The sequence below is a fragment of the Roseburia rectibacter genome, from assembly GCF_014287515.2.
GTDB classification, from domain to species: Bacteria; Bacillota; Clostridia; order Lachnospirales; family Lachnospiraceae; genus Roseburia; species Roseburia rectibacter.
Genome location: NZ_CP092473.1, coordinates 1,186,418 through 1,198,718, shown reverse-complemented (window position 1 = coordinate 1,198,718; position 12,301 = coordinate 1,186,418). Strand labels below are relative to the sequence as shown.

The following is a 12,301-nucleotide window of genomic DNA, read 5'->3' as shown; positions in this document are numbered from 1 at the left end:
ATCACAGCTCATGGGTTTGTTATATTTTATTTTTGTACTCTATAATTTCGCAAGTTTTTCCTTGATCCTGTCAAGAATAACCTCCACTGTAGCTTTGGTCCCAGGAGCCAGTTTTATGTATTTGGAATGTTCATCATACCAATTAAATATTTCGGTAAGATTCTCTTTCTGCCAACTAAATGACCACCAATCACAAATCATCTCGATAATATAATCGTATGGCATTTCCAAAATTATCTCGCCTTCTTCTGGATCATCGTTAATAAGAATCCAATGTTGCCAGTGGTGCGGATTCCGGTGAATATGGAGTAACCACGCTCGCTGATAGTTCTGTACTACTTCATAAGATCGATTATGACCATAAAAATATGCATCATAAGCATCATATTCATCAGGCTCATTCTTAGACTTATCATGTGCAAATTCAGCAAACCATCCTGCGTTTGTAACATTCTCAACGACATCTGGTAAATTTTTACAAAGCCATTCATAACCTCGTCTTACATTAGAACGGTGCTGAGTGAGATATTGATCATACTGAGCACTCATTTTTTCACCTCACATTTTTTCTCCAGGTCAATTGGTACATCTTCTTCTCCAAACATACAGCTGTCTATCTCTCCAAAATAATATGGACAACCATTACATTTTTCATAATTACTCATTTTCTCTCACCATCCTTTTTCGTTGTCAGCCTTTTATAAAGTTCCTTTGCTTCTTCGCCCTGAAAAGCATTGATAATCTCTACAGACTGGTTCATACGTTTTCTACCGATAGTTAACACATCGGTATGATCATTATTAGCAAAGTCAACGCCAATTAAAATTGTATCCACCATTATTTTTCTTCTCCTTTCCAGTTTACCGGCTTCTCCGTTTCGGAGTTATATCCATAATCAAGACATCCGCAGCAAGGATCAAATTTTTCGTCCAAATCCTTATGCTCGCAAGTTTCACAATATTTTTTGAAATTTACTTCCTTATAAATATCTTCTGCCATTACTCCTCCTCGCCATTTCACATATCGCCCTTCGTTGAACTTTTTCTTATCTTTTAAAGCTCTACTAATTGCCAGATCAATACCGGACCTCGATTTCAAGTGATAAAAATATAAATCTGTGTATGGTGTATTCATTCTATCGATTCTTCCGGCTGATTGTTCCATAATCTTATAAGAGTAATTCTGTGAATAAAATATAATTGTGTCAGTCATGATACAGTTCCATCCCTCAGCCCCGGCATTATACTGAACTAGATAAACCCACACATCTCCAGTAGGAACCGGTTGATGCTTGTGTCCGTTCCACTCAGCCATCTCATACCCAGCGAAAATATCCTTCAGTAATTCAAGCTCGTAATCAAAATTGTAAAATATAATTGCTTTTGGATGTTTTTCAATAATTTCCAGCAATGCTATTTGCCTCGACTGATCTGTATTTACAATTTTTCTCCATACATAGCATAACTCCGAGGCATTTTGTATCGGCTCATTCTTATATAAATTCCATCTTGTTTTTGTAACGTCTTTATATTTATCAACATCATACTCGACAAATATGTCCTCATGATGTGATACAGTAGGTCTTTGAAAATCCATATTGACAAGGATCTTATTTCGAAGTCGCACAAGTCGCCCAGTATTCACATACCTATCTATTTTTGGAAACTTCGTAAATCTACTGTATATGACATGCTCTCGTATAAATTCGCTACGGTTCTTATAAAAACCATTTGCAACAAATACTGGAATATAATCCTGCCAAGTATCTCCAGGGGTTGCGGATAACAAAATCCACTCATTTGTTTTAGCGATTTTTAGAAATGCTTTAACCCACGTTCCCGCACCAACCACGCGCTGCTCATCAAATATAAAAAATGCATCTCTGACCTCGGCGTATTTCTTTATATTATTCCACGAATCTACCACCACCTTATTAGAATATAAATTACAATCTGTATGTATTGAAAGTAAAAACGGAAGCATTTCTCCGTCCCATTCTAATGTGTCACGTTTTCTCGCAGTGGTGATGATATATAAATCTTTCGGCGGATCATTCATCGGATAATATTCTTCTGTTCCTAACTCACCACCATTTTGTACATAATAGTAAGCCAGCGCTGTACGAGATTTTCCACTTCCAACGCCACCACATAGAATACATCCATTCTGCATTCGCCCAACAGCATCTTTTTGATAATCCCGTAATTCTATTCCTGCCATTTACTTACCTCTGCTACTACGAAACCATCTTCAATATCAAATACAAAATCATCACTGTCGATTGATGCCTTAGGTCCAACTAAAACCCAATATGTTCCGATCAGTTCTTTTGATGTTCCGTTCTCTTCGTAATACTCACGAATAAGTTTTTCTACTGATTTACTTACACAAATTTTACGGCAATCATAGCTTGTTTTATTCGTTACATGATACCCGGCAATTTTGGCAGCATTATTGTAGAAATCCGCTATACAAACTTTACAATTATCTTCTGATATAGAGTATCTTTTCTTCATGAACGCAATCTCCTTTCGATCCAAACGTTTGAATAATACATTGGTGTAAACCAGTAATTATCAGTTAATTCGCCGTTTACAATCGGACTCGTTAATGAATTTCCAACTTTAACGTATCCAGCAACACCAAGTAAAGAAATCTGAATATAGCACATCAGAGCTACTGTCTCGTCAATATCCTGTGCAACAGCCAGAACACAATTTTGGTAATTCAGCTGTATTTTTGCTTCGTCTATGTATTTCTGTGCCGCGTGAACCCCTGCAATTAATGTTGCCCCAGCTCCACAGCACGGATCATTAATCGAAATATAACCTTTTTTCTTTATTTCTGTCACTATTTCAGCTCCTATGGTTAGTTCTGTCATTAGACGACAAACATTATATGGTGTGAAAAATTGTCCCCGTAAATTATTACCAAGGTTTAGATTCATGAAAATAGTTCCTAAAAAATCTTGTTCTGGATTATCTGTCAATGCCATTGTTACAATAGCGGCAAGTTCTGGAAATATTTTCTGCTCTTCTTTACCGTATTTTGTGATGATATCCATATACCGTTTTTCACGTCCTTCATAGTGTTTCTTATCTAATGGATTAGATATTGCACAAGCATACATCACAATAAAATCACGCCACACATCCCACGCTCGATGTTGATTAAGCAATCCGTTAAATACATGTAGAAATTCTTTCTCCCAATTTTTATTCTGTAACTCTTGATGCATATTATTTGTACCCTTTTTTACCGGTTCTGTTATCATTTGTTTCTTTGTTTCCGGCGGTACATAGGTCGGAGTCCACTTTTGCAATGGTTTCTTTTTCGTCATTGATTTTTTCTGATTATTTTTATTCCAAAACATTATTTAGCTCCCCCTTTCAATACAAATAAAGCTACTACCTCTTTATATATTTGAGGTAATAGCTTTAAATCATATCTGAATAACATATTGAGTTACTTATTGTACCGACAATCATTCTTCATTTCTACGTCTGGTATACTTAGAAGAAATTGGGTCTTCATCGTATTTCGGAAACAATTCCATACTCTTAACATACAACGATTTTCCACGCGGGCCCTCATATGTATTTAATACGGCATTAACTCGCTCAATCCACATATCATCAACGGAACATATTGAGTCAGCATCCAGTAACACGCCGTCATCACCATCACGTACAAGATACACCTTTGGCGGCCAGTTACTTTCGTAATTGAGTTTTACGGAAACATAATATCTCGGAACAAATCCTTCTTCTTCTCCCTCTCTTGGTTTTGTGATTTTCACATTAAACCCGTCATCGAGTAATCTTTGTGCCTGTTCTTCATCCGGAATTACTAAATTAGCCTTCCGCTGATCACTGTTGAATCGGTCACGTTTTGGATCTCCTGATAAATTGGTATCAAAAATAAATGTTGAATTTTCAATAATAATAAAATTGTTAGCCATGTTTTTTTTCTCCTTTTTTCATGTGTTTTTATTTTAATTTTCCGGTGGATTCATAATGTCGTCCATATCACCATCATTTGCGCCAAATGATGAAATATACGGATCGTCCGATACAAACCATTCAAAATCACCATACTGTGAAATAGCTTCTACCGCCTCATTAACAAGTTTGTCATAATAAGTTCTGTCAATATCAGCGGTTTTATCGAGCTCCCGAACCATCTCTGATTCAAGCCAACGATATCCTTTTGCGCCCGTTGCGGCATAATACTTGCCGTCTTTTTCTTTCACCAGCAATCCGCCACCACGACCAGCTTTAATCGGACAAAACTGTCCAACTTTTCCGATGAAATGATAATCATGCCCCTCCGCAATAAGTGGATTTAATCGCTGACAAGTGTTTTCAAATGTTATATCTGAAAGAAGACCTTTTTTATAATCACTTTCAGCCTTTGAAAACTCTTTTTCATACTCAGATACATCTGGTAAATTCTCATTTAAATCCAAATATAAAGATGTACTCACAGATTTTGTTTCGCACATATCCTCGAATAAGATTTCTTCTCTGCTAAACAGCTTTTTGAACACATATGGTATCTGGAATTGTGTGCCAGTTGCAGTCCATTTTCCACCTTTCTTTTTATTGTCGCCAGGAACATAGCCATACATTTTCTGGCATTCTTCAGCAGACTTATATTTCGCAATATAAACAGCATCATTAACCAGACACATACGATCATATGTTGCTTCATGCTCGAAGGTGTATCCATATCTCTCACCGAAATCCATAACAAACTGTATGATTTCAGGAGTAGCGTCAGGAATTTTGATGGAATCGGTTTTGATGTGAGCCACTTTGAATCCACGTTTTAAGACCTCATTCTTGAGATCGATCATAAATAACGCTCCACGTTTTGCAACGATGTTGTCAATGTTTCTTGGGTCACGGAACGGATTATCAAACGATGCGAATGTCAGACCGTATACCGAATTGACAGCGGTTTTCAAAGCATTAGCCAAATCTTTAGATGTCATCTCACCGTCGATTACTCTCTGAATATACGGTGTAAGTTTTCCGTCCAGCATTGTATTAACAATATCCCAAGCCTCATGCTTGATACCCACACGACCTTCAACAATGTCTCGGAACGCTTTCGTAAATCTCGGACCGAACAGAACCTCTGCTATTGCACTATGCGGATGCATGGACGAAATATCCAGAAGTGCTGCGTTTCCGTACATACCAGGAACGCCTTGGGCAAGTCCACCTTCTTTAACTTCTTCACCTCGATATGTAGATTTCCCATGGTCGAATACATACCCAGGAAAATATGGAAGAATGCTAGCAGAATCAAATGGAACTTCAGTCTTATCGCTGTACTTCCATCCATAATGCATTGATTCCATCATCTTAGGGCAAGCTTCCTTAAGAAACTCCATGCTTTCCGGATCTAATGATTCAACCGGTTCTGCAAGATTTCTGTAATGAAATTCGCTCTGCGGTTTTCGATTGTTTCCAAATATAATTCTGGTTGTGAGTGAATTTGTTGTGTCATTAACCGTCATTCCTGCTAAATCTGCCAGAATTTGACGAGCTGTCCAATCGGCTTCAAGATAGTTAAATGCCGCTTCAGTTGCAATGACATCGTTGTCACAATATTCAGCAACCTTAATCCAAAGCTCTTCTGGAACAGGCTGATCCCATGGTAATCCAAGTTCCTGATGATGTGTTCCAGCTTTAATAATCCGAATCTTCTCATCTGAAAATCCTTTTTTCTTTAAATCATCGTCAGTGAGATTTCCCATCTCAATTTCAAGCTTCTTTAAGCTCTTTTTATTTCCAGCCGATGCAAAATCGTACACATCTGTATAAGATATGTTATATGCTTCTCCAAAAAAGCAGTTCTTATCTCCACTTATAATCTTCTGCGACAATTTGTAAATCTGCTCATTTGTATATCCCATAAGTCTTGCATACAAAATATGGTTATCATATCTGCGGCAATTAAATCCTACAAGGCGGAATTGCATCAACTTTTCAATATCACCTGGTGATGGATTGATCATTCTTACAACCGGCTTCCCCTCGCCTTCTGCTTTCCAATTCACCAGAAAAAGATTCGGAAAAACCTCAATATCGTAAAATACCAGTTTCGCTTCATCATTACAAACTGCTAATGCAGGTTCCTCAGATTTGAATTTCATCTGATTTACAAGTTTTAAGCAATAGTTTGCCTGATGCGTACTGTTAGCTGCAAATGCTAAAATTGAATTTCGTAAATCTGTAACGTCATATTTCAGCTCACTTTTATATGCATCTTCCAGTATCTTGTAAATAAAATCTATACTGGGTTTTGTTCCCGGATGTATTTCTTTGTTAAGATTCCGAATAATCAATGTCCGCAGGCTTCGTTCACTTTTAATGGTATCAAAATTTACCACCTTATTTTCTCCTTTCAACGGTAATCCAGAATTAATACTAGCAATAGGAATATCATTACACTTTGACAGTTTGCGTCGTAATGAACTATTTCCAGTAAACACCTTTATTTCTATATGCTCATCATATATTCTGCTAAGCTTTGACAGATCTCCATCATAAATATAATGCAGATGAATCCCATGTCCGCTTTTACTCAGTTCTGCATATGTGGGTGGCCATTTACTTGCTTCTTCGAGATTCTTTTCGTAAGATTTATTTCCATTCTCATCCGGAATATCAAAGTCTATAACAATGTGGTTTTCTGGAATTTTTACATAATGAAGTTTCGATGTATCCAAATCCTCAAGCTTAGTTTTTACCGTAGCCCATTGCTTTTGTGGTGTTTCTTCAATAGACGCATACTGTGCCGGATATTGCGCACACTCAATGTCAAATATAGATTTGATATCGTCTCTGAATTGAATACACTTATTTTCGTCTGAGTTACAATTGTTCTTTTCAGTCGGCATCTCTTCGAATTTTTCTGTCCGAAAACCAATATAATAACTTCGAACCCGTGTACCATCGTCAAGATTGAATCGCTCCTGGAAGTCTCGAAAATAATTTTTCAATTCTTCCTTAAATACACGCTGACTATATGGATATGCCACCTTTGCGTCATCGCAGTAGTTTTTATACATCTCCCATGCAGCCTTCAAAGTGGTACCGTCTTCTTTTTTAAACACATGATACGAATCTATCACGAAGTTATAAAAATCATTTGATGCGCCCAGCATTGCAATTGGAATATAATCATCATATTTACCCGGATCATTCATATATACATCACGACAATGATATGCAATAGCTCCAAGCTCAAAACCAACCTGTTTCATAACCGTTTTGTATTCCTTAGGACTTAACTTATTTCCAGATGGCGACACATCGATTAATCTTCGTATCAACCCTGATTTTGCATCCGTGATTTTAACAGGCTTATTTGTTCCGACAAACAAAAAACATTTGAAACGATTAGTGTATGTAGACTTGAACTTTTCATTGACAGTCATAAGTTCGTGCGATACAAGACTGTTAAGACGGGTGTTGTCCTCTATCCTTGATAAATCTCCATCATGTTGAATAGCAACTAACGGATTGGTTTTAAATGCTTCTAAAGCAAAAACATTACTTGCCGATCCGAGTGCCTTTGCCTCAAATACAGAGTAATATCCGTCAAATAATTGTTGGATAATATTTAAAACTGTAGATTTACCAGTACCAGCAGAACCATAAAACACCATAAATTTCTGCAATGTCTTTGATTCACCAGATACAACCGCTCCTATTGCCCACTCGATTTTTTGCCGCTCTTCTTCTGTATATAATGTTGAGATTAATCGCTCATAAGCAGACAAATCGCCAGCTTCAAGCGGATAATTCAACTTTTTGCTGGCGTAGTCTTTTTTATTCGTTGCTGTATTGGAAAATATAAGCTTTTCATCTAACATATGGAAGTTATCACGCATATGCTTTTGGCAATATCTATGCCAATGATCAATCATACCGTTTTCTGAATCCCACATATGCAAAACCTTTATATCCGAGGTAAAGCGATGACGGTTTTCTTCCGCATATTTATCCAATTCTCGATCTATGAGTTGTAAGGCGTCCTGTTCGTCTGTTGACCATAAACCACGATCTTCAACCCAAATTGCATAGAAGTCACTTCCACGGATCATAAGATCGTCACTCTTTTTAATAATGAACTTCGGATAAATCTCTATCACCCCACGCTTTGTGCTCCGGGTAGAAATCATCAGAAAATCGATCATTGTATCCTTACTCTCCTTTTACTTTTTTCAACTCATCCACTTCTTCACGTAACTCAGCGATCTCGTTCGTGATCTTAGACTGAATGTATCCCAGCACAAAGATAGACGCTGTTGCAGCAACAGCAAACCTGGTCGTACGCTTATTAAGTTTAACCTGCCTGACAAGATCTTTTCCCATCATGTCTAATCTGCTTTCCGTAATTCTCATGTGTTTGAAAATATAGCGTGTCATCATTTCATCCATTTTTCTTATCTCCTTTTTCATCCTATACAAACCGATCTAAATACCAACATGCCTGATACCAAATATCAACAGTTCTCAAATCATATGCGCAATTGTTAATTGTGAACAATCCTCCACATCCGTTCGGCTCATATTCTCTGTCCAAGAAACACTGAATTATAGTCTGTGCCTGCTCTTTATTAAACTTTGCGTCGTCCATATCAGCAAGTCCCAGACTTGATAACATATTCCCAAACCATTGTGCGGTTCTGTTCCCAATATCCGGATTTGACATAATATGCTCTTCTAATCTAATAGCAAGCGCGATCATCATTTCCAGCATACTGCATGGCCGTTCATCTAAATATTCTGATACTGTACACATATCAATATGCGCACATTCATGCCCGAAACGATATCGTAATTCGATACCATCTTCAAAACGATTTCCATCCATGTCAATTAAATATGTAAAATCAACACTATGCAGAAAATATAAAAGTTTTCGATAGCTTTTCTTTTTATCTGGACATACAATATCGTACATCCACTCAAAATACATGTTAATCAACTCGTTTTTCGTCATTATTCCTCCATCTGACATAACAAGTTAATGGTAGATTTCAGAGAAAATTCTCTGATCCAACAGAATTTCGTAATCAACTTTTCTGGCATCATTTCGCACATACACAGCGTCATCCTCATATTCTCCAAAGTGATTTAATGAATCTTCTCCTACCACGCCCTCTACATCCTCAATAATCTCATTATCTTCATCTGCTAACACATTATCTGAATAATAGGTAAGCGAAATCGTGTCATAATCGTCATGCTCCATAAATTTCTCTGGAGCAATTACATATGGTACGTCATGGGCTTCCCTTGTGTTCAAGATTTTGTTTTTCATCATTTCCTCCTTTTCTGTACTTGCTGTATATCCATTTTCATGAATTATCTGACATGCTTTATCCATATTGCTTGCCAAATCACACTGATTCTCTGGCTTGTCTGCTGGTTTACCCTTTTTAGAATATACATTTTTTACTGAATCTATCTCTTCCTGTGCGATGCGTTCGTACTTATTTTCAACGTATTTCCATATACCAATAGCACCAACCATTGCACCGCATACAAATCCACTACAAAATATTACTTTACTGCTCATCAATATCCTCCTCGTTATTAATAGTCATTACAGTAAGCGCGAGACCACCAAAAAGTAAAGAGGCACTTAATAAAATGCCCCCTGTAATGTGACGTTTTCTTTTAGTATCTAACACAAAATCCAACATTGATATGAAATTACCAAATCCATCCATATTTAATGCTCCTTTCCGCCCAGTAAAACTGCAATACCACCAAAGAAACAAATTCCAGCAAATGCTGAAAAAGTAAATCCCATAATTCCGCTCATGGTAAAACCTCCTTTCATTGATAAGAAAAATAATGATGACCGACTCTATATGTCGGAGTTCCGTATTTGCCATACCAGCCGGCAGTGAAATATATAACTTTGTCGTCTCGTCGACAATCAAGTTCTTCTACAACCAGCTGGCGAATAGTGTCGTCAATGTAACATTTTTCGATTCGCCCATTCCACATAGAAGTAAACTGATTTTTCTGATAAATCACATCTTCTATTGAATCCGGGAATAAGTCAGATTCAAACCGATTCAGAATAGTATCAATAACAAGCCGTTTTCCTAACTCAGATTCACCTTCTGCTTCCGCCATAGCGACAAGAGCGATTAAATCTATATCATTGTCTGATATAGAACATGCATTATTGATTTCTAATACCAGTTCGTCCATTGTTACTCGAAAGTTATAAATATTTGATGCCCTTACTTGCCACACCTCATATCCTGAATTTATATCTTGAACTGTTTTTGCATAGCATTTATATGTGGGACTTGTTATTAACAAAGATGTCAAGCTTATAAATAATGCTACAGTTCTAAATTGTGCGTGCAGTTTAATCATCTCCATTCTTTTTATGATTTAGATAAGATCTAAAATATTGCCATCCACATTGAAATCAAGAAGCCATGCCTTCTCAAGAGATCCTGCTTCATTTTCCCTGTAAGTTTCAATGGCACGGAAATCTACATAACCATCACCAGAACCGTTTTTTACCCATCCAACACTCTGACTCAATTTGGTTCTCTTAATTCCAAGCTCGTCATAAACGTCACTCAAAAATAAAAATCCATCTGCGTTTAATTTATCGTTTGCATACTGCTGTGCTCCTCTTAACATCATTCTGTTATAATCTTCGTTATTTTCGTATGCTTCGCTTGTTGATGCATCAAAAAACATTACATAATCACTCACTGTTGGATCAGCAACATCGACAGTTTTTTTTACTTTCTTTTCTTTACCTGTTTCCGGGTCAGTCACAGTTTCCTCAAGTTTCTTTGCTTTGATGTTGTATCTAAGTTCATTATCAACTTCCTGTCCAAAACGCTCCACAACACGTTCACGATATTCCTTAAGCGTTTTATCCACAGTTGCATATGCTGCTGCTAATGCCACATTGCGCTTACGAAGAATCTGATTGGATGCCACCATGCTCACGATAGATAAAGTGCCTAACGCCACAGATGGTGCATAAAGTTTTGCCAATTTTACTCCAGTCTGGATATATACAATTGCCAAATCTTTTTTTGCATCGTCTTCCGAATACTGATCGGCCATATCCTTATTATCTGAACACTGATGAATCGTATCAATAGTATTTTTAGATTCCTCTAAAATAGACTCGATCTTTGTTGTTGCCTTACATGCCAAAACAGTGCTGGCTACAGTTCCCACTACCCCTGCAACGATAAGAATTTCCGGACTGTATTTTTTTGCTTTAATTGTTACTTTCTTCATACTTGCTTTTACTGATGTTACGATTGTTTCTTTATTCATTTTTCTATATCTCCTTTTCAAAATTAATTGGTGTACCAACTGTTCCTACGCTATTCTTTGAATCTGTGGGCTGGAAAAATTCTCCTGGCATCGGGTATTTATATCTAAACATAAGATAATTTGCCGCATCGACTAAATGCTCTGTATTATAATCTTTCTTAAAAGCTTCAATACATAATTCAGCAGTTGCCAATGCGTCTACTCTGCCACTTCCAAAATTTTCACGCGCCGGTCCATATTTGTAATATGAAACTTCAATTCGATGCTTTCTTTCAAGATCAAATTGATCTGAGTATTCAGTTTTTAAAATACTTTCCATCGTCACTGATTCCTCCTGTCCATTAATCTAACTGGAATGCCTTAGGTAATTTAATAATGTATCCGCCATCTCTCAAACGCTCAACATATGCATTACGAAGATTAGACCAGCCGTATTTATTATCTGTATAGTTACTCGGAACCCCGACAAGCTCATAAAAATCTGCAACACTGACCAAATCGTACGTGGCAATTATTTCTTCCATTCGGTCAAGCACCTCTTCTGCCTCGCCGCGATTATCAATTATGATGTCATCAAAATCGTAGCTATTTCGACTTCTATTTCCACCGCTACTATAATTTCTCCGACTATCATTGTTGTAATATTGCCGGTATGATACCCTAGATGCCGGTGTCTGTTTGTTTCCGTTCTTACTGTTAATTCCGAGAATCGCTTTTACGGAATCTAACAGTATTTCTTTTGCTGCTGGAACAACAATGTCCTCAATAATATAACTTTTTACATTTGCTACATCATCTGGAACAAAAGCATCTGTGATTTTTTGTAATCCGCTCTTTTTCTTTGATCTGACTTCACCTTGAACCACTTTTTCTATCTTTTTTTCTGGAACAGGCTTGCTGATTTGTTTTTCTCTGGATTTATCAGAGTTTGATCTATATTCAGCCAT

The 12,301-nt window shown here is 37.0% G+C and carries 15 protein-coding genes; all 15 read right to left on the bottom strand.

The features are described from left to right. Nucleotides 1-39: 39 nt before the first annotated feature. Nucleotides 40-549, bottom strand: coding sequence for a DUF5662 family protein (locus tag H8S51_RS05745; RefSeq protein WP_186899024.1), 510 nt, complete (start codon nt 547-549; stop codon nt 40-42). 112 nt (nt 550-661) lie between these two features. Next, nucleotides 662-838, bottom strand: coding sequence for a hypothetical protein (locus H8S51_RS05740; RefSeq protein WP_186899025.1), 177 nt, complete (start codon nt 836-838; stop codon nt 662-664). After that, nucleotides 838-2,220 (bottom strand): hypothetical protein, encoded by a 1,383-nt coding sequence (locus H8S51_RS05735; RefSeq protein WP_241070922.1) that lies wholly within the window; start codon nt 2,218-2,220, stop codon nt 838-840. The genes H8S51_RS05740 and H8S51_RS05735 overlap by 1 nt, the downstream gene beginning before the upstream one ends. After that, complete coding sequence (locus H8S51_RS05730; protein WP_186899026.1) at nt 2,208-2,516, bottom strand: L-tyrosine decarboxylase; 309 nt, start codon at nt 2,514-2,516, stop codon at nt 2,208-2,210. The genes H8S51_RS05735 and H8S51_RS05730 overlap by 13 nt, the downstream gene beginning before the upstream one ends. Beyond that, nucleotides 2,513-3,373 carry an N-6 DNA methylase gene (locus tag H8S51_RS05725; protein WP_186899027.1) on the bottom strand — a complete coding sequence of 287 codons (861 nt, stop codon included), beginning with the start codon at nt 3,371-3,373 and terminating at the stop codon, nt 2,513-2,515. The genes H8S51_RS05730 and H8S51_RS05725 overlap by 4 nt, the downstream gene beginning before the upstream one ends. A 111-nt stretch (nt 3,374-3,484) precedes the next feature. Continuing rightward, a complete protein-coding gene (locus H8S51_RS05720) occupies nt 3,485-3,961 on the bottom strand; it encodes a hypothetical protein (protein ID WP_186899028.1) in 477 nt (158 codons plus the stop codon). A gap of 33 nt (nt 3,962-3,994) precedes the next feature. Continuing rightward, nucleotides 3,995-8,215 carry a DUF5906 domain-containing protein gene (locus H8S51_RS05715; protein WP_186899029.1) on the bottom strand — a complete coding sequence of 1,407 codons (4,221 nt, stop codon included), beginning with the start codon at nt 8,213-8,215 and terminating at the stop codon, nt 3,995-3,997. A gap of 7 nt (nt 8,216-8,222) precedes the next feature. Continuing rightward, the gene (locus H8S51_RS05710) at nt 8,223-8,459 is read right to left on the bottom strand and encodes a hypothetical protein (RefSeq protein ID WP_186899030.1); all 237 of its coding nucleotides are present in this window, start codon (nt 8,457-8,459) and stop codon (nt 8,223-8,225) included. Between the two features lie 22 nt (nt 8,460-8,481). Beyond that, nucleotides 8,482-9,024 (bottom strand): hypothetical protein, encoded by a 543-nt coding sequence (locus tag H8S51_RS05705; protein WP_186899031.1) that lies wholly within the window; start codon nt 9,022-9,024, stop codon nt 8,482-8,484. A gap of 24 nt (nt 9,025-9,048) precedes the next feature. Further along, complete coding sequence (locus H8S51_RS05700; protein WP_186899032.1) at nt 9,049-9,603, bottom strand: hypothetical protein; 555 nt, start codon at nt 9,601-9,603, stop codon at nt 9,049-9,051. Then, nucleotides 9,593-9,757 (bottom strand): histidine kinase, encoded by a 165-nt coding sequence (locus tag H8S51_RS05695; protein WP_186899033.1) that lies wholly within the window; start codon nt 9,755-9,757, stop codon nt 9,593-9,595. Before H8S51_RS05695 ends, H8S51_RS05700 begins: the two co-directional genes overlap by 11 nt. Before the next feature lie 109 nt (nt 9,758-9,866). Next, a complete protein-coding gene (locus tag H8S51_RS05690; RefSeq protein WP_241070921.1) occupies nt 9,867-10,250 on the bottom strand; it encodes a cell wall hydrolase in 384 nt (127 codons plus the stop codon). A 189-nt stretch (nt 10,251-10,439) separates the two neighbouring features. Beyond that, nucleotides 10,440-11,354, bottom strand: a complete 915-nt coding sequence (locus tag H8S51_RS05685; protein ID WP_186899034.1) for a DUF6353 family protein — start codon at nt 11,352-11,354, stop codon at nt 10,440-10,442. Between the two features lie 4 nt (nt 11,355-11,358). Next, entirely contained in the window at nt 11,359-11,673 is a 315-nt protein-coding gene (locus H8S51_RS05680; protein ID WP_186899035.1) for a hypothetical protein, read from the bottom strand. A gap of 22 nt (nt 11,674-11,695) precedes the next feature. Beyond that, on the bottom strand, nt 11,696-12,301 hold the full coding sequence (locus H8S51_RS05675) for a hypothetical protein (RefSeq protein WP_186899036.1): 606 nt from the start codon (nt 12,299-12,301) through the stop codon (nt 11,696-11,698).